This window comes from Vibrio sp. YT-18, assembly GCF_033337345.1.
GTDB classification, from domain to species: domain Bacteria; phylum Pseudomonadota; class Gammaproteobacteria; order Enterobacterales; family Vibrionaceae; genus Vibrio; species Vibrio alginolyticus.
The window spans coordinates 45,512-68,632 of record NZ_JAWOQO010000012.1 but is presented as its reverse complement, the minus strand read 5'-3'; the positions used below and the strand labels follow the sequence as shown (position 1 = coordinate 68,632).

Here is a 23,121-nt window from a genome sequence, read left to right as displayed (position 1 = left end):
CATTGCTGATGCGGCTTTTTTCGTTTTAACGTGATAATCTTTTAGGTGACTAATTTTGATACTCGCTACATGGTGACTGTCAGAGACAAACCATCTTGTTTAGTCACTGAGTAGCGAACTCGAGTCACGTCATGAGCTTTATTGGTGTCGACTAAACGGCTAACTTTACCCTTCTTGATCCACACGCTTAACATCGCGTCGGCACCATCTTCACTCATCCCAAACTGCTTAGCCAGATCTGACTGGGAGACGGTTCCTTTGTCTGCAATGTATTGATAAAGCTCTTTTAAAATCATGCTACTTGCGCCTCTAATGCACCGTTTTGCTTCTTACCAACACGTTTGAACACACGGTATGTGCCAAAGAAGATAGCTACGATCACTGCCATCCAAACGCCACTCGTCACTGGGCTATCTGCGAAATGCGTCAATTGGTTGTAGAGCGTCGCACATAGGTAAGCCAAGCCCATTGTCCAAACCGCGATAAAGCGTGCGAACTTATGACCAAACTCACGTACGTAAGCACCCATCGCTGCCACACAAGGTGTGTACAGTAGGATAAAGATTAGGTAAGCAAATGCGGCATTGCCAGAAGCAAACTGCGATTTGATATTACCGAAGATAGAAGCATCGACTTCTTGTTCTTCTGCAACTGCATTTGAGTCAGTTAAGTCACCCACTTCAATGCCTAGTGGATCTGAGTAGCTCAAACCGGCTAGGTTTTCAGGGATACTCATTACTGCCTCTTCTAGGCTGCCCAATAGATCAAATTCTGCGTCTTCACCGTCGCTTGGCGTCGTGTATAGACTGTTCAGCGTACCAACTACCGCCTCTTTTGCGAAGATACCAGTAATGATACCTACCGTCGCTGGCCAGTTATCTTCTTGAACACCGATTGGCGCGAATACTGGAGTTACAACTTGCGCAGCTTTAGAAAGCACCGAGTTTTCGCTGTCTTCATTACCAAAACTGCCATCAGTACCCAATGAGTTGAAGAAACTCAGAATAGCAACAACGATAACGATGGTTTTACCTGCACCAAGTACAAAGCGCTTTAGCTTTTGCCAAGTTTTGATCACCACGTTTTGTAGCGTCGGAAGCTCGTAATCTGGCATTTCCATCACTAGGCTATCGCTGCTACCTGGGTAAAGCGTGTGCTTAAGGAAAAGACCTGTGAAGATCGCTGCCACAATACCAAGTAGGTAAAGTGCGAATACAATGTTCTGGCCAGAACCTGGGAAGAATGCCGCAGCGAATAGCGCGTATACAGGCAGACGAGCACCACATGACATAAATGGCGCCATAGATGCAGCCAGTTTACGCTCACGTTCTTGGTCTAGAGTACGAGTTGCCATGATTGACGGAACGTTACAGCCAAAACCAAGAACCAACGGTACAAATGCTTTGCCCGGTAGGCCGATCTTCTGCATCACTTTATCTAGTACGAATGCTGCACGAGCCATGTAACCTGAGCTCTCAAGTACCGCTAGGAACAGGTACAAACACGCGATAACCGGAATGAAGGTTGCAACCGTCTGGATACCACCACCGATACCATCAGCAAGAACCGTCACTAACCACACAGGCAAATGACCGTCTAACAAGTGATGCCCACCATCAACCAACAATGCGCCCACACCAATGTCAAAAAAGTCGATAAATGCACTACCGATGTTAATCGAGAACATAAACATCAGGTACATAACAACAAAGAAGAAAGGAATTCCAATCCACTTGTTCAAAATAAACTGGTCGAGTCTTTCAGTCACACTACGACTTAACTTGCCTTCGCTTCGGCGAACTTTTTTACACTGTTCATGCAGATGCGTGTACTTAGTATCCGCGACATGCAAATCGATATCCAAATCTAACGTCGTAATGACTTCCAAGACTTTGCTTCTATCAATATCAGAAAGACTATTGAGCACCATTGTGTCTTTTTCAAGCGCACGAATCGCTAGTGCACGATGAGCGACGGTTTGGTCGTTAAAAAGTGCGGAAACCGTTTGAATTGCCGACTCCATCTTCTCACCATAATGCAAAGACAATTCTTTAAGTGGCACTCCTTGAACGATGGATTTATGGAGCTTTTCTTTAAACTCTGCCACTTGAGTTTTATTGGTTGCAGATAAACTGACAACCGGACAACCTAACGTTTTCTCAAGCTCTGCAACGTTAATCATCTGACGTTCACGCTTTAGCGCATCCATCTTGTTGAGGACAACAATCATAGGGCGACCAAGTTCGCGAAGTTGCAGCGTCATGTATAAGCTGCGCTCTAAACTTGTAGCATCCACCACGTTAATAATGAGATCAGCAGGATGAGTTAGAACCGCACGCGATGCGATGGATTCATCAATACTATTACTATCATTACCACTGTCTAATGAGTAAATACCCGGAAGGTCAGTGAGCAAAAACTCATCCCCAGCATGCTTGAATTGTCCCGTTTTCTTTTCAACCGTGACGCCTGCCCAGTTACCAACTTGCTGTTTTGCGCCAGTTAAACCATTAAATAGCGTCGTTTTACCACTATTAGGGTTACCTACGGTTAGCACTTGATATTGCATTACACTCGCTCCACTTCAATTTTCTGAGCAATTGTTTCTCGCAATGCGACAGACACACCACGGACTTCGACTTGTAAAGGATCGCCCATTGGCGCACGTCGAATCACTTTGACTTCTGTATTGGGAAGCAGCCCCATTACCATGAGTTTCTTTCTGATATCTGATGAAAGACCATCTAACAACCGAATCGTCACCGTATCGCCAGGATTAATCTCTGATAACTTCATAGTGGCCCTTAAGAGTATTGCTAATGAGAAATATTATTATTTAATAAGTTTAGGTTGCCAATATTACTCCCCTATACCCCTTCAATCCTTGTGTGAAATCAAAGATTCCGTAAATGTTTTCACGCTTTCAAACGTTAACTTCGTAAATTTCCTCTCGTTATTTACGTCAAAATTAACAATTAAAAATGACACCTAACGAAACAAAAATGTCACAAACCAAGATAGAAAACAAAAAATACAAATTAAAACAATTGGTTAAGTAAAAAACCAAACGTTGTCGCTTTTCTCATATAAACATGGCGTTATTTTTATAAGAAAAATAAGTAACCTCTCGTATAGTTACTCCATCGAGAGGGCAACCTCTCTAATAAATTCCAGAGGTGGCATGGCAACATGTCACTCCGGCAGCAAGCGAAGGTGTCCTTGACACCCGTGGTATAGTCCCCCCGGCTATACCACGATATTTTTTTTCACCTCTTTCAAAACTTCTTTACCTTATTCATCTTTTCAACACAGTTTTCGTTTTCACGAATGTCGCACACCATCATTCACCCAAATGAACAACGCTCTTTTGATACAGCAATACAACTGTCATTTATTTGTTGCAACTATCAATAAATCATTCTCTTGAAGCCATTTATGCTTATTGCTATGAACATCGCGACTAACAGATAGAACGTGATCGTGCTTACGTGTTGAGAATGGATTTGTAGGCTAGATGTGATGAAAAAACAATGAAACTCACTGCGTTAGCAACTGCAGCAATAATAGAGCACTGCATGCAGCTCCCCAGCATCTTAACTATTAACTAGGGAGCGTGTAATGAAGGTTTTCTAGTTAATTTCTTGGCTTTCTTGAGTCAAAGCAAACTTGGACGGGGGCAAACCAAAATGTAGCTTAAACTTTTGGCTAAAGTAAGATGGATCATTAAAGCCACAGTTAAAGGCGACTTCACTGATTTTCTCACCCGCCAATAACTGTTCACACGCCGTTTCTAAACGAACCTCTGTGACATAGTCTTTTAATGTTCTTGACGAGGCAGATTTAAAACGTCTCTGCAAAGAGCGTTCAGACATATACAGCATTTTAGCGGCTGACGCAGTGCCAAATTCAGGATCATGGTAATGCTCTGCCACTAATTGATAGACTTTTTGCAACCACTCTTTCTCTGGTGTGACTTGATCTTCTGCAATAGTTACAGGATTGAGTTCTTGCTGCGGTTCATCCAGATAACTCCTTTCCTTCGCAGATGGCCATGTAATCTCGACTTTGTTTTGAGCATCAGAAGAGAAGACAGCCAAATAACCACCACTCGTTGTCACTAATTGGGCAAGGTGGTCAATACTCAACTCAGAGTGATTTAAGTTAGATGGAAACCCAGTCGCGACTTTATTAGGTAATTGCGTCCCGTAATCAAGAAAGCTCAATGACACAATATCATGCCCCTCTTCTAGCATAATTCTAACCGTTTGACCTCGGAAAGAGCGCTTGATGATATTGGCAAAAATGCTATTGAAAATAACATCAAGATTAAAGCTTTCCAGAGCAACCCGGCTCTGCTTGCTCTCATCTTCTAGCTCTACCAAAATACCCGCTTTTGCAAAGTCATCTTGCCATACATCAACCACTGACTGAGTTATCTGACTCAAGTTGTAGTTCTGGCTCCCACCACTTACATCACTTGGAACACTTTTGAGTTCATTTAACTGCCAATTCGTTTTAGCCAAATGATCCTCTGTCGCAGTATCCAGAGGCATAGGTAGTTTCGCCACAATAAAGTCGACGCTTGATTTTATGGATAGAGCTACATGGTCTACGAGTAGGTTTCTAACTTGAATCTGTTTACGTAATTGCTGGTTGCTCGTAAGCAACACTCTACTTTGATGTCTTAACTGATTCGTTTTGAGGGTCACTTGAGCTGCTAGATCACGGTTAGCCTGTACAACGTAGCGCGAGCGCCAGAATACGAGTACTGCAACGACCGCAATACTAGCTACGACAAAGCCTAAAATAGCAAATCGCGATAGATACCAAGGATGAAGGACGATAAAGTGAGATTCTAAACCAACGACTCCAGCGGCAACTTGAGACTCATTACTGACCTGCAAGTGATATTCACCGGAACTAAGGTGCTCGAGTGTCAGTTGGCCCCCCTCTAACGTTTGCCATGGGTCATCGTTGTTCAATCGATAGTACAAGTTTTGACTGTCTGGTTTTGGCATCACACCGAATAAAAAACTCAGCGAAGATCCATATGGCAGTGTGAGCCCATTCAGATCGGCACTACCAACTTGCAGAACTTCATTTTCAAGCACAACTTGGCTAACAATAAACTTAGACTCTGGGGGATTAGATACAAGCAGCTTGGATGCTTCTGCTTTTACGAGTCCGTACTTCGACCCCAGAACAAGCTCTCGCTCACCAATTTCTGTCTGCTGTATAACGCTACAAATACCAGGGAGGAACTCATTGTTCATTAAGCCTGATGACGATGAGTAATGTTTCACTAACTCACCCGAAAGGTGGTAATAGCTTAAACCGACAGAGGAAGCTAACCATACACCTTGCCTGTCTCTGATCAAGCAAGCAGGTCTGGCGTTGGGCTCACTCATTTCAACAACACGTTTTTCATCGCTTCGTGTATCAGTTTTAAACACACCATAAGATGAAGCAAACCACTGGCTGCCATCAACCGCCGTGGTCATGTCTAATGATTCACCAAACTTTTCTGAAAAACGGATAAACTGGATGTTGTCATTACTGTATTGGTATACGCCATGATCGGTGCCTATTAATAGGGCATCTTCAGTATCATATAGGCGCGTAACCTTAGCAGGCAAATACTGACTTACTAGCCACTCACTTCCAAAGTTTCGTACGCTTTGTGCAGCAGTATCAACATTGTAAAGATGATATCCGCTTGATACCCAAAGACGGTCATCACCATCAACGGTCACATGCTCTACGGCATGTCCGGCCATAACCTGTAAATAAGGAAATGTAATCTTGTTGAGACCATTTAGATCAAATATTTCCAGCCCTTTTGAGGTTGCAAGCCAAAGCATGCCGTTTTGAAACGCAAATTCATTGATCTGCGACTCCAACTCTAAGACTTGGTTAATCCCACTCTTTCCTGAACGATAAATCTTTCGGTCATCAGCAAACCAAAGCGCACCATCAGGACCTTCAATAGTTTGCCGAATTCGTCCTGATAGGGTGTGTGAGTCATAACTACTAAAGGTCACTCGTTCAAATTTTTTACTAAATAGCGAGTAATAACGAATACCTTGGTTAGTCGCAATCCACATCCCTCCCATATTGTCGCTCAACAACGAATAAATCTTCGTGTTATCTAACTCTAACTCAAGAAAACTTGCAGGCGCGACTTCGGTGACCTCACCTGAAAAAAATGAGTACAAATAAAGGCCATGCTCTGTCCCCACCCAATACTCTTTATTTGTCTCTGCGAATGTCAAAACATGTGAGCCGCCAATTCTAATCACTTCTTTATCAGGCTGGTAAATGTTGAAAATTAAAGCGCCACGCAATGTACCTATCAAAATTTCTCTTCGCGTGTGTGAATAATAGACTTTCTCAATGTAGCTTTGACCTGAGGCAGCGACATGGTCAAACTTATCACCTTCAGAAAGATAGAAGCCGGAAGTCGTTGCTAGTGCCCACTTCGTTTCAACTAGCACCGCATCATTAATGTAAACGTAGCTATTATTACTATGTTGATAGAGCTGCAATAGAGAGAAAGAGTTTAACTCGCTAGTGTCGATATTGTAGGTATAGAAATGCGAGCCATCACTCACCCAAATATAGTTCTTTGAAGACCCTATTTTTCTTATTTGTGAGCCTGGATTTAAACTAAAGACTAAACGTCGTTCCTGATTTGGATAAGTTCGATAGACCTCATTTTCAATAAAGGTCCAAAAAGCACCTTTATGATAAGCCAACTGCTTAGCCGACGTTTGTAGGAAGCTACCTGATTTAGGCAATATAGTTTGACCATCGTAAAACAGGACTCGTCCGTGTACGTCATGAATCCACAAACCGCCCTTTTCACCCAAGAACAACTTTTTAGCCGCGATAAAAGTACCCTTTGCCTGAGTTGGCAAAGGGTAAAAGATTGCATTTGCATTATGAAGCGCAAATGCTTGGTAGGATAAGACAAAGCCCAACAGAGCAAGGGCTAATTGGCGTAGCAAGACGAAAACCTTTTGTATCAATTTGTGCTCTGAAAGTGACCGTTCATCGTTTGTAAAACATGGATTGATACGGTTATTTTGAGCTGATAATTATTGGTAATGATATCTCAATTACTTTCTGAGAAAAGGCTCGCCTTACCAAAGGTTGTAATTCTTACTACTGGATCACGTTAAAAAGACTACTCCTACATTACGACAGCACTTAATCTGACTTTTTGTTCAAGCATTGCTCAAAACTATTCGCCATATTGTTGAGAAAAGTAAAGTAACTGCCAGGTTTTGCTTCAATTGTACTCCCTAACGGGTCAAGCTCGCCTTTAGTGACATCACTGCCTCTCATTACGCTCTGAACGACAGCCGGGGTAAACTGAGGTTCAGAAAATACACAAGCCACATCTCCACCACTTAGCTTTTGACGAATTTGAATTAAGGTCTTCGCTCCTGGCTTGCGTTCCGGGCTCACAGTAAAATGCCCCATTTGATTTAGTTCATAACGATCTTCGAAATAACCGTAAGCATCATGGAATACAAAGTAACCTTTGTTTTTTACTGGTGCCAGCTTCTGCTTTATCTGTTGGTCAGTGTCTTTTAGCTCGAGTTCAAACTTTTTGAGGTTCGCTTGATATTGAGCTGCATTTTCCGGATCAAGTGATACAAGTTGATTCACAACAGCCTTGGCCACTTGTTGTGCTTGGCTTACACCTAGCCAAAAGTGCGGATCATGTGAGCCATGATCGTGCCCATCATGGTCATGGTTGTGCTCACTATCAAATTCACGCAATTCTAGATTTGGAATTTGACTAATAGTCAAAGTATTCGATCTATCCGAAACAACTTTCTCTAGAAACGGTTCAAGATCATGTCCGTACCAGATAACCAAATCAGCCGAAGCGACCTTTTTAACATCCGATGGACGCAAAGCGTAGTCATGGGGTGATGTGTTAGACTGCAATAACACGTCTGGTGAAGTTACTCCTTGAGTAAGCTCTGTTACTAACAACTGAATAGGTTTGATACTCGTCAGTACCGTTACCGCCTGTGCTGGCAGTGTTAACATTGCTGAGGCAGCAAGAATTAATGCTCTTTTCATAGTTTTACTTGGGATATGGCGTGGAAAGTGAGATAATGTTACATTATAACATTATTGATTTGCAAATGAGTTTCATTCATGTCTTCCTTAGTCCATCTTGAGCAGTTATGCGTCGAGTTCGATGGCCGCAGAGTTCTCGATAACATTAGTATGGAATTAGAAAAGGGCAAAATAACTACCCTAATTGGTCCCAATGGAGCGGGAAAATCAACGTTAGTCAAAGTTATCTTAGGTCTTCAAAAGCCAACTAGCGGCAAGTTGAACCGACAAAGAAAACTGAAAATTGGTTACGTTCCTCAAAAGTTGAAGCTCAATGACTCCCTTCCATTGAATGTAACCCGCTTTCTAAATTTAGCAGGAAAATACAGTAAGCAGGAGTGCATTGATGCATTACGGCTTGTTGGCGCTGAACATTTACTTAATAGTAATATGCATCGCTTATCCGGTGGTGAAAACCAACGAGTGTTACTGGCTCGCGCTCTGCTTCAACGTCCTCAGCTATTGGTATTAGACGAACCAGCTCAGGGGGTGGATATCCAAGGTCAAATCGATCTCTATGACTTAATTGAGAGCATTCGTCACCGCTTTGATTGTGGCGTATTTATGGTATCGCATGACTTACATTTAGTGATGGCGAAAACGGACGATGTTATTTGTCTGCATCACCATGTTTGCTGCTCAGGTTCACCTGCCACTATTACTCAGCACCCTTCTTACATCGCACTATTTGGCAATGCAGCGAGAGAGTCTCTCGCGTTTTATCATCACGACCATGAGCACCATCATCACGATTTATCCGGAACGCCAGTAAGCGGTGATGCGATATCATGCTCCCACCATAAACACGGACATCACCATCATGATTGAGTTTCTCCTACCTTCTATTCTTGCTGGTATTGGTATCGCGATCATTGCCGGTCCACTTGGGTCATTTGTCGTTTGGCGTAAAATGGCTTACTTCGGAGATACCCTAGCTCATGCATCGTTAATGGGCCTAGCGCTGGGCTTCTTGCTCAACGTAAATCTCTACCTTGCGCTACTCGTCTGCTGTTTAGCTCTGGCCGTTTTGCTTGTCACTCTGCAAAAGCAACAACTTGTGGCTACAGACACGTTGTTAGGTATCTTGGCACACAGTGCACTCTCTATCGGTTTAGTATCGGTTAGCTTTTTGGAAAACGTGCGCGTCGATTTAATGAGCTACCTATTTGGGGACTTACTTGCCGTCTCTCCACAAGATCTGATGTTTATTTACGCAGGTGTTGTTGCGGTAAGTGCGTGTTTGTACGTCTTCTGGCGCCCACTGCTTTCTAGCACTGTTAGTGAAGAACTTGCCGCTGTTGAGGGCGTGAATACAGACTTAGTTAGATTGGTGTTAATGCTAATGGTGGGTGTAGTAATCGCAGTAGGTATGAAGTTCGTTGGCGCGTTGATCATGACTTCGCTCCTAATTATCCCAGCAGCAACAGCACGTAAAGTCTCTTCATCACCAGAGCAAATGGCATTGTTCGCATCCATTATTGGCTCAGTGGCAGTACTGATGGGGCTTAGCCTATCATGGCACTTCGATACACCGGCCGGCCCTTCCGTAGTGATCAGCGCAACATCCTTATTTATGCTGAGCCAGCTGATTAAAAGCAAAGCATAATCGCATTGAGTATTAAACGCGAAAGACCTTGCTAACAACAAACATAAACCCACGGAAACGGAAAAAGAAAAGCCTGCGAAATCGCAGGCTTTTTAATACTTATTAAGTAGTGTGGTCGATTACCAACCCGTCACTTCACGTAGACCTTGGCCAATCTCTGCTAGAGATTTCACAGTTTTAACGCCAGCCGCTTCTAGTGCAGCAAATTTGTCTTCAGCAGTACCTTTACCACCAGAGATAATCGCACCAGCATGGCCCATACGCTTACCAGGAGGTGCAGTTACACCAGCAATGTAAGAAACCACTGGCTTCGTTACATTTTCTTTAATGTATGCTGCTGCTTCTTCTTCTGCAGTACCACCGATCTCACCGATCATAACGATCGCTTCTGTCTCAGGGTCTTCTTGGAACAGTTTTAGGATATCAATGAAGTTTGAACCCGGGATTGGGTCACCACCGATACCAACACAAGTAGACTGGCCGAAACCTTCGTCAGTGGTTTGTTTAACTGCTTCGTAAGTTAGAGTACCGCTACGAGATACGATACCTACTTTGCCTTTCTTGTGAATGTGACCAGGCATGATACCGATCTTACACTCATCAGGAGTGATAACACCCGGACAGTTAGGACCGATCATGCGAACGCCAGTTTCTTCTAGCTTCACTTTCACGTCGATCATATCTGTTGTAGGGATACCTTCAGTAATCGTTACGATTAGCTCGATACCCGCGTCAATCGCTTCTAGGATTGCATCTTTACAGAAAGGTGCTGGTACGTAGATGACTGTCGCTGTTGCACCAGTCGCTTCTACTGCTTCACGAACTGTGTTGAATACAGGAAGACCTAGGTGAGTTTGGCCACCTTTACCTGGAGACACACCGCCAACCATTTGCGTACCGTATGCGATAGCTTGCTCTGAGTGGAAAGTACCTTGACCACCAGTGAACCCCTGACAGATTACTTTAGTGTCTTTGTTAATTAATACAGACATTATTTAGCCTCCGCAGCAGCAACAACTTTCTGAGCAGCATCAGTTAGCGACTCAGCAGCAATGATATCAACATCAGAATTAGCAAGAACTTCGCGACCTAGGTCAGCGTTAGTACCTTCAAGACGAACAACAACAGGTACGCTTACGCCTACCTCTTTAACCGCACCGATAATACCTTCTGCGATCATGTCACAACGTACAATACCACCGAAGATGTTAACAAGTACCGCTTTCACATTGTCATCAGATAGGATGATCTTGAATGCTTCAGCAACACGCTCTTTCGTCGCGCCGCCACCTACATCTAAGAAGTTAGCTGGTTTGCCGCCGTGTAGGTTTACGATATCCATCGTACCCATTGCTAGGCCTGCACCGTTAACCATACAGCCAACGTTACCGTCTAGTGCTACGTAGTTCAGCTCCCACTGAGCTGCGTGTGCTTCACGCTCATCTTCTTGTGAAGGATCGTGCATTTCACGAAGCTTAGGCTGACGGTACAGTGCGTTTGAGTCGATGTTGATCTTACCGTCAAGACATAGCAAGTTGCCTTCACCAGTAATCACAAGTGGGTTGATCTCTAGCAGAGCAAGATCGTACTGAGAAAACATAGTGCCAAGACCCATAAAGATCTTAACGAATTGTTTGATTTGGTCGCCTTCAAGACCAAGTTTGAACGCTAGCTCACGACCTTGGTAAGCTTGTGGACCTACTAGTGGGTCAATTGCTGCTTTGTGGATGAGTTCCGGCGTTTCTTCCGCAACTTTTTCAATTTCCACACCACCTTCGGTAGAAGCCATGAAAACGATCTTACGGCTAGCACGGTCAACTACCGCACCTAGGTATAGTTCGTTCGCAATATTTGAAGCTTCTTCAACAAGGATTTTTGTTACTGGCTGACCATTTGCGTCTGTTTGGTAAGTTACTAGGTTTTTACCTAACCACTTCTGTGCAAACTCTTTAACGCCTTCTTTTGTATCGTGTAGCTCTACGCCACCCGCTTTACCACGGCCACCAGCGTGAACCTGACATTTAACTACTTTCTTGGCTGTACTAATACGGCCTGCGGCTTCAAAAGCTTCTTGTGGTGTATCACACGCGTAGCCTTCTGGCACAGGCAAACCGAATTCTGCAAACAGCTGTTTGGCTTGGTATTCATGCAAATTCATTTCGATATTCCGTTTGTTTTTCCCTTAAGGGATTTATTATTTCCATAACGCTGCAGTCTTGGCTGCTTGTACGTCTGTAGGGTCTTCTCAAATCAATCCTTTATCATGAGTTCTCATACTGAAGGATTCAAATGAAGGCCAAACGTTGAGCTAGTCTAGCCATTGAAATTTTTAACGTCTAGCTACCTACGATAACTAGACGTTTTAGCGATATTAAACGTCTAATAGGAGACGTGCTGGGTCCTCTAGTAACTCTTTAATCGTTACTAGGAAACCAACTGATTCACGACCGTCAATTAGGCGGTGATCGTAAGATAACGCTAGGTACATCATCGGCAAGATTTCAACTTTGCCATCCACTGCCATCGGACGCTCTTGGATCTTATGCATACCAAGAATCGCTGATTGAGGTGGGTTGATGATTGGTGTAGACATTAGTGAACCGAACACACCACCGTTTGTGATAGTGAAGTTACCGCCCATTAGCTCGTCTACCGTTAGCTTGCCATCACGACCTTTGATAGCCAGTTCTTTGATGCCTTTTTCAACATCAGCGAAACCAAGCTTGTCACAGTCTTTTAGGACAGGTGTAACTAGACCACGTGGCGTTGATACCGCCATGCTAATGTCGAAGTAGTTGTGGTAAACAATGTCATCGCCATCAATCGAAGCATTTACTTCTGGGTAACGCTTAAGCGCTTCTGTCACTGCTTTCACGTAGAAAGACATGAAGCCCAAACGAATACCGTGACGCTCTTCGAACTGATCTTTGTACTGCTTACGAAGGTCCATGATTGGTTTCATGTTCACTTCGTTAAACGTCGTTAGCATTGCCGTGTTGTTCTTCGCTTCTAGCAAACGGTTAGCAACTGTCTTACGAAGGCGAGTCATTGGAACACGTTTCTGACTGCGAGCCGCTGCCGGCACGTCAACCACTGCTGGCGAGTCTTCTTTTGACGCAGATTTAGCGTTCGCAAGATGCGCTTCAATATCTTCGCGCGTAATACGACCACCAACACCAGTGCCTTTCACTTGGCTTGCTTCTAAGCCATGTTCAGCCAATAAACGGCGCACTGCTGGGCTTAGTGCGTCATTACTTTCTTCGCTAAGCGCAGCTTTGTGACGCTTATCAGGAGATGCTTCAGTACCTTCTGTTTTGTCTGCAGTTGGTTCACCTGCAACTGCGCCTGGCTTCAATTTAGCAATGATTTGTTTAGAAAGTACTGTCGCACCTTCTGCTTCAACAATAGCTTCTAAAACGCCAGCTTCCGGAGCTGGAACTTCTAGCACAACTTTGTCTGTTTCGATGTCAACCAAAACCTCGTCACGCTCTACTGCGTCGCCCGGTTGTTTGTGCCATGTCGCTACGGTTGCATCAGCAACTGATTCAGGTAAATCTGGAACCAGAATTTCAATTGTCATATCTGTTTCTTCCTTTAACTTCTAGTTCTTAATTCGAAGTTTTTGAGTTCACGTTCAGAGCGTCTTCAACCAACGCTTTTTGTTGTTTCAAGTGCACCGACATGTAGCCAACTGCTGGCGAAGCAGAAGCTGGGCGACCTGCGTATTTAAGATTTGCACCTGCAGGAATAGCGGCACGGAAGTTATGTTGGCTACAGTACCAAGCACCTTGGTTCTGAGGTTCTTCCTGACACCACACGAAGTCTTCAACGTTAGTGTATTGAGCAATTGCTGCTTGTACTTCTTCCATTGGGAATGGGTAAAGCTGTTCAATACGCACGATAGCAACATCGTCTTGCTCGTTGTTACGGCGCTGCTCTAGTAGGTCAAAGTAAACCTTACCAGCACAGAACACGACACGTTTCACTTTGCTTGGTTCTAAATCATCTACTTCTGGAATTGCAGATTGGAATGTACCATCCGCCAAGTCTTCAATCGTTGAAGTACATAGAGGGTGGCGCAGCAAAGATTTCGGTGACATAACAATGAGAGGTCGACGCATTGGGCGTACAACCTGACGACGAATCATGTGGTACACCTGAGCCGGTGTTGAAGGAACCACAACCTGCATATTTTGCTCAGCACAAAGCTGAAGGTAACGCTCTAAACGTGCAGATGAGTGCTCAGGACCTTGACCTTCATAACCATGAGGTAGAAGCATAGTAAGACCGCACAAACGCGCCCACTTTTGCTCGCCTGACGAGATAAACTGGTCGATAACAACTTGTGCACCGTTGGCAAAATCACCAAACTGTGCTTCCCAGATAGTTAAACCACCTGGTTCGGCTGTTGCGTAACCGTATTCAAACGCCAACACAGCTTCTTCTGACAATACTGAGTCAAAGACTTGGAATGGCCCTTGGTTGTCATGAATATTCGCTAATGGAATGTAAGTGCTTGCATCGGTTTGGTTATGAAGAACCGAGTGACGGTGGAAGAAAGTACCACGACCCGAGTCCTGACCAGAAAGACGAATACGCTTGCCATCGTCAACCAATGTAGCATACGCCAATGTTTCAGCCATACCCCAGTCAATAGCTTTTTCACCGGTCATCATTGCTAGACGATCGTTGTATAGCTTATTAACACGGCTTTGCAGTTTATGGCTTTCTGGGTACTGACACAGACGATTGCCTAGCTCAATAAGGCGTGTCTTGTCGTATTTTGAATCCCACTCCATATCCCATTCGTGCCCTAAGTAAGGGGACCAGTCTACAGAGTGCAACGCCATTGGACGCCATTCTTTAACAACCACTTCACCGCGATCTAATGCATCGCGATACTCATTGACTAACTGAGTCGCTGTCTCGATATCTGATTCATTTTTATCGATCAGAACATCTGCATACAATTTGCGTGGTGTAGGATGCTTTTTGATTTTCTGGTACATCAAAGGCTGAGTCGCATTTGGCTCATCCGCCTCATTGTGACCGTGGCGACGGTAACATACAAGATCGATCACGACATCACGCTTGAACTCGTTACGGTAATCCAATGCAATGCGAGTAACAAAAGCAACTGCTTCTGGGTCATCTGCATTTACATGGAAAATTGGCGCCTGCACCATCTTCGCGATATCGGTACAGTACATCGTAGAACGCGTGTCACGAGGATTAGACGTCGTAAAGCCTACTTGGTTGTTGATGACGATGCGTACCGTACCACCAACTTGGAACCCACGAGCAAGAGACATATTGAACGTTTCGGCAACCACACCCTGACCAGCGATTGCTGAATCACCATGGATGGTGATAGGAAGCACTTTGCTACCTTGATTATCACCCAAGCGGTCTTGACGTGCTCGAACTGAGCCCATGACTACCGGGTTTACGATTTCTAGGTGCGACGGGTTAAATGCAAGTGCTAAGTGAACATCACCGCCTGGAGTCGCAAAATCAGCAGAGAAACCTTGGTGATATTTCACATCACCCGTACCCCAAGTTTCGTCGTGTTTACCTGCGAACTCATCAAACAGGTCTTGAGGTTTCTTACCAAGTACGTTCACCAGCATGTTCAAACGACCGCGGTGAGCCATACCGATAACCACTTCACGCATTCCACTTGTACCCGCATGACGGATCAACTCTTTCGTCATCGGAATCAGCGCATCACCACCTTCTAAAGAGAAACGTTTTGCACCTGGGAATTTCGCCCCGAGGTAACGCTCCAAACCTTCAGCGGCTGTTAGCTCTTCTAGGAATGTGCGCTTCTCATCTTTGTTGAATGATGGCTGGCCTACGACAGACTCAAGGCGTTGCTGAATCCAACGCTTTTGCTCTGTGTCAGTCATGTGCATGTATTCAGCACCGATGGAACCGCAATAAGTTTTGTTGAGGGCTTCATAGATATCTTTCAACTTCATGGTTTCTTGCCCAACAGCAAAAGAACCTACGTTGAAAGTTTCTTCGAAGTCATCTTCGGTAAGATTATGAAAAGCAGGGTCTAACTCCGCCACGGTTGGGCGTTGCCATAGACCTAGTGGGTCTAATTCTGCAGCTTCATGCCCGCGGAAACGGTATGCGTTGATTAGCTGTAGAACTTTTACTTGTTTTGCATCGACATCTGGGTCACTAACTTGGACATTGTAATGCTTTGTTTCTCTAGCGAGTCGTCGGAAGTAGTCACGGACACGTGAATGTGGTTGTTCTGCCACTTCTTCTGATGGCTTAGGCAAGCCTTCAAAAACACGTTTCCACTCCTCACTTACCAGATCGGGATCACTTAGATACAGTTCGTAGAGGTCCTCTACATACGTTGCATTGGCGCCAGCCAAGTGTGAAGACTCGAGCCATGCCTTCATCACGCCGTTGTGCATATTTTCCCTTAACCAGTAGTTTTCACGTTTGCTTCGGTCTTTGCCGAGCTATAAGAGCCGACTAAAAATACGGTCGGCAATTTTTGTATTCTTTACTCGAATATTACTGAAGCAGTGAAGCGGTCATATCGGGTGATCCGCAACACTGCGACATTCCTAAGAGCGAGTAAATTAAACCGAACGATTAACCAACATCGACTTAATGTGACCGATGGCTTTCGTCGGATTTAATCCCTTAGGACAAACACTTACACAATTCATGATGCCATGGCAACGAAAAACGCTAAATGCATCATCAAGATCAGACAAACGTTCATCTGTTGCCGTATCGCGGCTATCAATTAGCCAACGGTACGCTGCGAGAAGACCAGCTGGGCCGATGAATTTATCAGGGTTCCACCAGAATGATGGGCAAGACGTTGTACAACATGCACACATGATACATTCGTACAATCCATCTAAATGCGCACGATCATCAGGCGATTGTAGGTTCTCACGTGATGGTGGTAATGCACCATCATCAATCAAGAATGGTTTAACTTTCGCATAGTTATCATAGAACTGCGTCATGTCAACGATAAGATCGCGCACGACAGGTAACCCTGGTAGTGGACGAATAACTATCTTATCGCCTTGTAGAGCAGATAACGGTGTGATACACGCTAGGCCGTTTTTACCATTCATATTCAAACCATCAGAACCACATACCCCTTCACGGCATGAGCGACGGAACGCGATGCTTGGATCTTGCTCTTTTAGCAGAATCAATGCATCAAGCACCATCATGTCTGAGCCTTCGTCTACCTCAAGGGTATACTCTTTCATGTAAGGCTTGGTATCCACATCCGGATTGTAACGGTATAAAGAGAAGTTTAATTTCATAGTCGTATCCTCCCTTTAGTATGTACGTACTTTCGGCGGGAAAGCTTCACGATGCGTTGGCGTCATGTTCACATCACGCTTAGTCATCGCTTCTGTTTCCGGATTGTAGATAGAGTGGCATAGCCAGTTCTCATCATCACGCTCAGGGAAATCGAAACGAGCATGTGCGCCACGACTCTCTGTACGGTAGTTCGCTGCAACGGCAGTTGAAAACGCGGTTTCCATCAGGTTATCAAGTTCTAGACACTCAATACGCTGCGTGTTGAACTCTGAAGACTTGTCCGCTAGATGTGCATCTTTCAAACGTTCGCGAATCACTTTCAACTCTTCTAGACCGGTTGCCATCGCATCGCCTTCACGGAATACCGAGAAGCTATTTTGCATGCATGCTTGTAGGTCTTTACGAATCTGAACCGGATCTTCACCACCAGTGCTGTTTTCCCAACGCATAGTACGCGCTAGAGACGCTTCAATATCAGATTCTGTTGCAGGACGAGCTTCTGCTTGCGCTGCTAGCGTTTCGCCAAGGTGCAAGCCAGTAGCACGACCAAATACGACCAAGTCTAGTAATGAGTTGCCGCCCAGACGGTTAGCACCGTGTACCGATACAGAAGCAATCTCACCACATGCGTAAAGGCCTTGTACTTCCATCTCGCTACCGTCGGCCTTCTGCTTAATTGCTTGGCCAGAGACTTGAGTAGGTACACCACCCATCATGTAGTGACAAGTTGGAATTACTGGAATTGGCTCTTTCACAGGGTCAACGTGTGCAAATGTACGAGACAGTTCACAGATACCTGGTAGACGTGATTCAAGTACTTCTTTACCAAGGTGATCAAGTTTCAACTTGATATGTGGACCCCAAGGACCATCACAGCCGCGGCCTTCACGGATTTCAATCATCATTGAACGAGCAACCACGTCACGACCAGCAAGGTCTTTCGCGTTTGGTGCGTAGCGCTCCATGAAGCGTTCACCATCTTTATTTAGAAGGTAACCACCTTCACCACGACAACCTTCCGTCACTAGAACACCCGCGCCAGCAATACCTGTTGGGTGGAACTGCCACATTTCCATGTCTTGCATTGGAACGCCTGCGCGAAGTGCCATACCAACGCCATCACCCGTGTTGATGTGCGCGTTAGTGGTCGATGCGTAAATACGACCTGCACCACCTGTAGCTAGAATGGTTGCTTTTGATTTGAAGTAACAGATTTCACCCGTTTCCATACAAATCGCAGTACAACCCATGATTGCGTCTTCTTGGTTTTTCACAAGATCCAAAGCGTACCACTCCGAGAAGATGGTTGTTTTGTGTTTTACGTTTTGCTGGTAAAGCGTGTGAAGAAGTGCGTGACCAGTACGGTCTGCAGCAGCGGCTGTACGAGCAGCCTGCTCACCACCAAACTCTTTAGATTGACCACCGAATGGACGTTGGTAGATGGTACCGTTATCGAAACGAGAGAATGGAAGACCCATTTTTTCAAGCTCGATAACTGACTCAGGACCATTTTTACACATGTATTCAATCGCGTTCTGGTCACCGATGTAGTCGGAACCTTTAACGGTATCGTACATGTGCCATTGCCAATCGTCTTTGTGCGAGTTACCCAGAGCAACGGTAATGCCGCCCTGTGCAGACACAGTATGAGAACGTGTTGGAAATACTTTTGACAACAAAGCACATGATAGGCCTTGCTCTGAAATTTGTAGTGCAGCGCGCATACCTGCACCACCAGCGCCGATTACTACGGCATCAAACTCACGAACTGGAATAGACACTTACGCACCCCACAGAATAAATAGACCAGAGAAGACATAGCCGAATAGCACGGCAATAACACCAAGTTGTAGTGCGCCACGTAGTTTCGCGCACTTAATGTAATCAGTTAATACCTGCCACAAACCAACCCATGCGTGAATCAGGATCGAGACAAGTGCCAACATGGTGAATACTTTAGTGAAGGTACCACCAAAGAATTGGGTCCAAGATGCGTAAGAGATATCTGAAAATGCACAGAAGCTAATCAGATAAATCGTGTATAGCGTCATAATGATTGCAGTTGCACGAATTAGTAGGAAATCGTGTACACCATTACGACCAAATGAAGATACGTGTTTTACCATACCAAGATCCCCGCCAATAATGATAATACTGCTGTTGCACCAAACGCGACTTTAGCGCTCATCGTGCCTGAATCTAGTTCTTCAAAGTGACCTAGATCCATCAATAAGTGACGGATACCACCTGCGATGTGGTAGGCAAGTGCAGTAAGAATTCCCCACAGGATGAATTTTACGAAGAAACTATCGACGATGTCAGCGGCTTCCATAAAACCCATTGGGGATGACAGAGAAATGGATAGTAACCACAGTAGTATACCCACCGCAACAAACGTAATTACCCCAGACACACGGTGTAGGATGGATGCGATTGCTGTGATAGGAAAGTGGATGGTCTGTAAATCTAAATTAACAGGTCTTGACTTTCTTTCTTTCACGGGCTTGCTCACTCAGCTCCATTGAGCATTTATTGTTATAACCAATTTCAGCTTCCAAACGTACAAAAGTTAACATCTATTTAACAAATATCGCGAGTAACCACTCAGATAAGTGTAAACAATTTGTTAACAAACGGAATCCAGCAACAAACCTCACTCTTTGTTTCTAGCCCCGAATTTATAAGGATTTAACTAAAATTTTCTTTGCCAATATACGGCGAGCAACATTCTAATACAATTGGTGTAACAAATTATGCTACATAGAACAGATTTTTAACGATTTTCATGAGAAAAATCATAACAAGTGCACACAAAGATGGAGAAAAATTGACTTTAAGCTTTAACAACAGTACAAAAATGGCACATAAACATCCTGGACGGATTAAATAATAAACAAAGGAGATTGTTATGGCGGATAAGAAAGCGACCCTTCATGTTGAAGGTCAAGCGCCAATCGAACTGCCAATTATGGACGGTACGCTAGGTACACCTGTAATTGACGTTCGTAAGCTGGGAGCCAATGGTTACTTTACTTTTGACCCAGGTTTTCTTGCCACTGCATCTTGTGAATCATCAATCACGTACATCGATGGCGGCAAAGGTATTCTTTTGCACCGCGGTTTCCCGATTGATCAATTAGCCAATAACGCAGATTACTTAGAAGTATGTTACATCCTTCTTTATGGTGAAGCCCCTACCCGAGAACAATACGAGCAATTCAAAACGACCGTTACTCGTCACACAATGGTACACGAGCAAATCGCAAGCTTTTTCCATGGCTTCCGACGCGATGCACACCCAATGGCGGTAATGTGTGGTGTAGTTGGAGCACTTGCAGCCTTCTATCACGACTCTCTTGACATTAACAACGACGAACACCGCGAAATTACAGCGTACCGTCTGCTGTCAAAAATGCCAACACTGGCGGCGATGTGTTACAAATACTCTATCGGTCAGCCATTTATTTACCCTCGTAACGACCTTAGCTACGCAGAGAACTTCTTGCATATGATGTTCGCAAACCCTTGCGAAGAGTATGAAGTAAATCCTGTGGTTGCCCGTGCGATGGATAAGATTTTCACTCTACACGCGGATCACGAACAGAATGCGTCGACATCAACTGTTCGTCTAGCTGGCTCTTCTGGTGCGAACCCATTTGCATGTATTGCCGCTGGTATTGCATCCCTTTGGGGACCTGCTCACGGTGGTGCAAACGAAGCCTGCTTGAGAATGCTAGAAGAGATTGGCAGCGTCGATAACATCCCTGAATATGTAGACCGCGCGAAAGACAAAGATGACCCATTCCGCTTAATGGGCTTTGGTCACCGCGTTTACAAGAACTACGACCCACGTGCGACAGTAATGCGCGAAACGTGTCATGAAGTTCTCAAAGAGCTAAACATTCAAGACCCTCTGCTAGACGTCGCAATGGAACTTGAGCGCATTGCGCTTTCTGATGAGTACTTCGTGTCTAAGAAGCTGTACCCGAACGTAGACTTCTACTCAGGTATCATTCTTAAAGCGATTGGTATTCCAGTTTCTATGTTTACGGTTATCTTCGCGATTTCTCGTACCATCGGCTGGATTGCTCACTGGAACGAAATGCACAGCGATCCACTGAACCGCATCGGTCGTCCTCGTCAGCTATACACTGGCGAAACACAACGTGAGTTTTCTCCACTTCACGAACGTGAATGATCTTTTAGTACGAAGATAGACAAACAAAAGGGTTGAGATTTTCGTCTCAACCCTTTTTTCTTTTTTGCGTTTAACGTTATTAATGGAGAACGCTAAACCGGATTATCAATATCGATAAACTCCACATGTAGGCCATATTCATCCGCTAGCCATTTGCCTAAGGCCTGAACACCATAACGCTCAGTAGCATGATGACCTGCAGCAAAGTAATGAATGTCCATTTCACGAGCGGTATAAGTGGTACGCTCTGAAATTTCTCCAGAGATAAATGCATCCAGCCCGTGCTGTACAGCAAGTTCAATGAAATCCTGCCCTCCACCAGTACACCAGCCGACTGTCTCAATCATCTTATCAGTATTCTCTGGAGCGATATGCAGAGGCTCTCTTTCAAGAACTTGGTTGATCTTACTCGCAAATTCAACACCAGACATCGGCTTTTTCAAGCGCCCAAACATAGCAACTGACTGAGGGTGCCCTTCAAGCCCACCTTCTACTTCGATTTCAAGTAAGCGAGCTAATTCAGCGTTGTTGCCTACCTCTGGATGAATATCTAGAGGAAGGTGATAACCATATAAGTTGATATCATTTTTGATCAGGCTACGAATTCGTTTACCTTTCATGCCACGAATTGGCTCAGGCTCACCTTTCCAAAAATAGCCATGATGAACAAGCAATGCGTCTGCATTAAGCTCAATCGCTTTATCGATTAAGGCTTGAGAGGCGGTTACGCCAGTGATAACACGCTTTACCGCTGATTTCCCTTCTACCTGTAACCCATTTGGTGCGTAATCTTTAATTAACTGCGGTGACAGTTTGTCATTAAGAATCTGTTCTAACTTTAAGTTATTCATTATTACTTCCAATTTCTAGCGCATGTAAACCTAAATAACCTCTCGATGGAATCAGACGAAAGAGTGCAACCTAGTTGATACAACAACGTTTTGACATCTGGCACCTTGATATCATTTAGGTCTTTAAAGTGTATCTCGAACCCTAATATCGATGCTAGCCACCCTACCCTCAAAAGCAAATTTAGTTACAATAACAAAGCTTGTCGCCTCACCATAGATTTAGGGATACGGATGAACCAACTGCAACGCTTTTACCAATGGATCGCCACTTCACCTCCGCTTTTCAAGTTACGCCCTCCGTTTGCAACCTTAGAAGATGTCTCGGTCAAACCTTTGAATAGCTCAGAACAATACAATGGTAATCCGAGACTGGGTTTTTTATATCAGCACCTATGCACTGCGGCTCTTTCTAATTCAGGACGATATCAGATTATTGCCGAAGAAATTCAGTTAAACGACGCTGAAGGTAAGACCATTGGTGCTGTCGATTTGGTGTTGAGGAATACAGAATCAAATCAGATAGAACATTGGGAAGTGGCGATTAAGTTTTATCTTCTTTACAACGGCATTTGGTATGGCCCGAATGCTCACGACCAGTTACATGCAAAATTGGATAGAATGCTCACGCATCAGCTGAAAATGAGCGATCGCCCGGAATTTCAAAAAATAATTCCTTTAAACGACTCTCCAGAAGAGCGCCTAATGATGCAAGGACGACTCTATATTAATCCGTTTACTCCAGAGCCAACTCCTAAGGAGTGCTTGGGTTATGAATTAAATCCAAGTCAGATTAGTGGTTACTGGTGCTATCAAAGTCAATGGGATTTAATTGGTAAACCCCTTTATCATTTACATAAACCATGCTGGGCGATCGGTACAGACGATTTCTCTCAACCTATTGAAAAGCCTTTAGATCGATTCATACACGCACAAACGGAAGACGGTCAATTCTGGTTTGTGGTACCAGATTCATGGCCCGGAGATAAAGCGGTTCGGGGCACTTAAACATGAAA

General features: G+C 44.5%; 18 protein-coding genes. 4 read left to right on the top strand and 14 right to left on the bottom strand.

The annotated features are described in order from the left end of the window. Positions 1–65: 65 nt before the first annotated feature. From R7M72_RS16545 to znuA, 5 genes are all read right to left on the bottom strand, one after another. A complete protein-coding gene (locus R7M72_RS16545; protein ID WP_053303289.1) occupies positions 66–296 on the bottom strand; it encodes a FeoC-like transcriptional regulator in 231 nt (76 codons plus the stop codon). Next, positions 293–2,569 carry a Fe(2+) transporter permease subunit FeoB gene (gene feoB / locus R7M72_RS16540; RefSeq protein ID WP_053303290.1) on the bottom strand — a complete coding sequence of 759 codons (2,277 nt, stop codon included), beginning with the start codon at positions 2,567–2,569 and terminating at the stop codon, positions 293–295. Before feoB ends, R7M72_RS16545 begins: the two co-directional genes overlap by 4 nt. Continuing rightward, positions 2,569–2,796, bottom strand: a complete 228-nt coding sequence (locus R7M72_RS16535) for a ferrous iron transport protein A (protein ID WP_005382190.1) — start codon at positions 2,794–2,796, stop codon at positions 2,569–2,571. Before R7M72_RS16535 ends, feoB begins: the two co-directional genes overlap by 1 nt. Positions 2,797–3,629: 833 nt before the next feature. Beyond that, positions 3,630–7,007: a helix-turn-helix domain-containing protein gene (locus R7M72_RS16530; RefSeq protein WP_315956905.1), complete on the bottom strand. Its 3,378-nt coding sequence runs from the start codon at positions 7,005–7,007 to the stop codon at positions 3,630–3,632. Positions 7,008–7,209: 202 nt separating this feature from the next. Next, positions 7,210–8,097, bottom strand: coding sequence for a zinc ABC transporter substrate-binding protein ZnuA (znuA, locus tag R7M72_RS16525; protein WP_065274261.1), 888 nt, complete (start codon positions 8,095–8,097; stop codon positions 7,210–7,212). 78 nt (positions 8,098–8,175) lie between these two features. On the opposite strand from znuA, the gene znuC reads away from it, so the two are divergent. Continuing rightward, entirely contained in the window at positions 8,176–8,964 is a 789-nt protein-coding gene (gene znuC / locus R7M72_RS16520; protein WP_017634809.1) for a zinc ABC transporter ATP-binding protein ZnuC, read from the top strand. Then, on the top strand, positions 8,957–9,742 hold the full coding sequence (gene znuB, locus R7M72_RS16515) for a zinc ABC transporter permease subunit ZnuB (protein ID WP_005382183.1): 786 nt from the start codon (positions 8,957–8,959) through the stop codon (positions 9,740–9,742). Before znuC ends, znuB begins: the two co-directional genes overlap by 8 nt. 119 nt (positions 9,743–9,861) lie before the next feature. Here znuB and sucD read toward each other — a convergent pair whose 3' ends face one another. The 8 genes from sucD to sdhC form a co-directional block, all read right to left on the bottom strand. Then, the gene (gene sucD / locus R7M72_RS16510; protein WP_005382181.1) at positions 9,862–10,734 is read right to left on the bottom strand and encodes a succinate--CoA ligase subunit alpha; all 873 of its coding nucleotides are present in this window, start codon (positions 10,732–10,734) and stop codon (positions 9,862–9,864) included. Beyond that, positions 10,734–11,900 (bottom strand): ADP-forming succinate--CoA ligase subunit beta, encoded by a 1,167-nt coding sequence (gene sucC / locus R7M72_RS16505; protein ID WP_005382179.1) that lies wholly within the window; start codon positions 11,898–11,900, stop codon positions 10,734–10,736. Before sucC ends, sucD begins: the two co-directional genes overlap by 1 nt. A gap of 213 nt (positions 11,901–12,113) precedes the next feature. Then, positions 12,114–13,322 carry a 2-oxoglutarate dehydrogenase complex dihydrolipoyllysine-residue succinyltransferase gene (odhB, locus tag R7M72_RS16500; protein ID WP_005382177.1) on the bottom strand — a complete coding sequence of 403 codons (1,209 nt, stop codon included), beginning with the start codon at positions 13,320–13,322 and terminating at the stop codon, positions 12,114–12,116. Positions 13,323–13,350: 28 nt separating this feature from the next. Next, positions 13,351–16,176 (bottom strand): 2-oxoglutarate dehydrogenase E1 component, encoded by a 2,826-nt coding sequence (gene sucA, locus R7M72_RS16495; RefSeq protein ID WP_005382176.1) that lies wholly within the window; start codon positions 16,174–16,176, stop codon positions 13,351–13,353. A 171-nt stretch (positions 16,177–16,347) separates the two neighbouring features. Beyond that, on the bottom strand, positions 16,348–17,058 hold the full coding sequence (locus R7M72_RS16490; RefSeq protein WP_005382174.1) for a succinate dehydrogenase iron-sulfur subunit: 711 nt from the start codon (positions 17,056–17,058) through the stop codon (positions 16,348–16,350). A 15-nt stretch (positions 17,059–17,073) separates the two neighbouring features. Continuing rightward, positions 17,074–18,840: a succinate dehydrogenase flavoprotein subunit gene (gene sdhA, locus R7M72_RS16485; RefSeq protein ID WP_318056258.1), complete on the bottom strand. Its 1,767-nt coding sequence runs from the start codon at positions 18,838–18,840 to the stop codon at positions 17,074–17,076. After that, positions 18,841–19,185 carry a succinate dehydrogenase, hydrophobic membrane anchor protein gene (sdhD, locus tag R7M72_RS16480; RefSeq protein ID WP_005382169.1) on the bottom strand — a complete coding sequence of 115 codons (345 nt, stop codon included), beginning with the start codon at positions 19,183–19,185 and terminating at the stop codon, positions 18,841–18,843. Then, entirely contained in the window at positions 19,179–19,571 is a 393-nt protein-coding gene (gene sdhC / locus R7M72_RS16475) for a succinate dehydrogenase cytochrome b556 subunit (RefSeq protein ID WP_017634811.1), read from the bottom strand. The genes sdhD and sdhC overlap by 7 nt, the downstream gene beginning before the upstream one ends. 396 nt (positions 19,572–19,967) lie before the next feature. Here sdhC and R7M72_RS16470 point away from each other — a divergent pair, with 396 nt between their 5' ends. Beyond that, positions 19,968–21,257 carry a citrate synthase gene (locus tag R7M72_RS16470; RefSeq protein WP_238970223.1) on the top strand — a complete coding sequence of 430 codons (1,290 nt, stop codon included), beginning with the start codon at positions 19,968–19,970 and terminating at the stop codon, positions 21,255–21,257. Positions 21,258–21,349: 92 nt separating this feature from the next. Here the strand turns inward: R7M72_RS16470 and R7M72_RS16465 are convergent, their stop codons facing one another. Then, entirely contained in the window at positions 21,350–22,108 is a 759-nt protein-coding gene (locus R7M72_RS16465; RefSeq protein WP_238970222.1) for a Nif3-like dinuclear metal center hexameric protein, read from the bottom strand. A gap of 231 nt (positions 22,109–22,339) precedes the next feature. Between R7M72_RS16465 and R7M72_RS16460 the strand changes: the two genes are divergently transcribed. Then, positions 22,340–23,113 carry a DUF1853 family protein gene (locus R7M72_RS16460; RefSeq protein WP_017634812.1) on the top strand — a complete coding sequence of 258 codons (774 nt, stop codon included), beginning with the start codon at positions 22,340–22,342 and terminating at the stop codon, positions 23,111–23,113. The last annotated feature ends 8 nt before the right edge of the window (positions 23,114–23,121 follow it).

Bases quoted from the DNA above. Each gene is read 5' to 3' on its own strand.
- R7M72_RS16545 (WP_053303289.1), bottom strand. From the start codon at position 296: ATGATTTTAAAAGAGCTTTATCAATACATTGCAGACAAAGGAACCGTC.
- feoB (WP_053303290.1), bottom strand. From the start codon at position 2,569: ATGCAATATCAAGTGCTAACCGTAGGTAACCCTAATAGTGGTAAAACG.
- R7M72_RS16535 (WP_005382190.1), bottom strand. From the start codon at position 2,796: ATGAAGTTATCAGAGATTAATCCTGGCGATACGGTGACGATTCGGTTG.
- znuA (WP_065274261.1), bottom strand. From the start codon at position 8,097: ATGAAAAGAGCATTAATTCTTGCTGCCTCAGCAATGTTAACACTGCCA.
- znuC (WP_017634809.1), top strand. From the start codon at position 8,176: ATGTCTTCCTTAGTCCATCTTGAGCAGTTATGCGTCGAGTTCGATGGC.
- znuB (WP_005382183.1), top strand. From the start codon at position 8,957: ATGATTGAGTTTCTCCTACCTTCTATTCTTGCTGGTATTGGTATCGCG.
- sucD (WP_005382181.1), bottom strand. From the start codon at position 10,734: ATGTCTGTATTAATTAACAAAGACACTAAAGTAATCTGTCAGGGGTTC.
- sucC (WP_005382179.1), bottom strand. From the start codon at position 11,900: ATGAATTTGCATGAATACCAAGCCAAACAGCTGTTTGCAGAATTCGGT.
- odhB (WP_005382177.1), bottom strand. From the start codon at position 13,322: ATGACAATTGAAATTCTGGTTCCAGATTTACCTGAATCAGTTGCTGAT.
- sucA (WP_005382176.1), bottom strand. From the start codon at position 16,176: ATGCACAACGGCGTGATGAAGGCATGGCTCGAGTCTTCACACTTGGCT.
- R7M72_RS16490 (WP_005382174.1), bottom strand. From the start codon at position 17,058: ATGAAATTAAACTTCTCTTTATACCGTTACAATCCGGATGTGGATACC.
- sdhD (WP_005382169.1), bottom strand. From the start codon at position 19,185: ATGGTAAAACACGTATCTTCATTTGGTCGTAATGGTGTACACGATTTC.
- R7M72_RS16470 (WP_238970223.1), top strand. From the start codon at position 19,968: ATGGCGGATAAGAAAGCGACCCTTCATGTTGAAGGTCAAGCGCCAATC.
- R7M72_RS16465 (WP_238970222.1), bottom strand. From the start codon at position 22,108: ATGAATAACTTAAAGTTAGAACAGATTCTTAATGACAAACTGTCACCG.
- R7M72_RS16460 (WP_017634812.1), top strand. From the start codon at position 22,340: ATGAACCAACTGCAACGCTTTTACCAATGGATCGCCACTTCACCTCCG.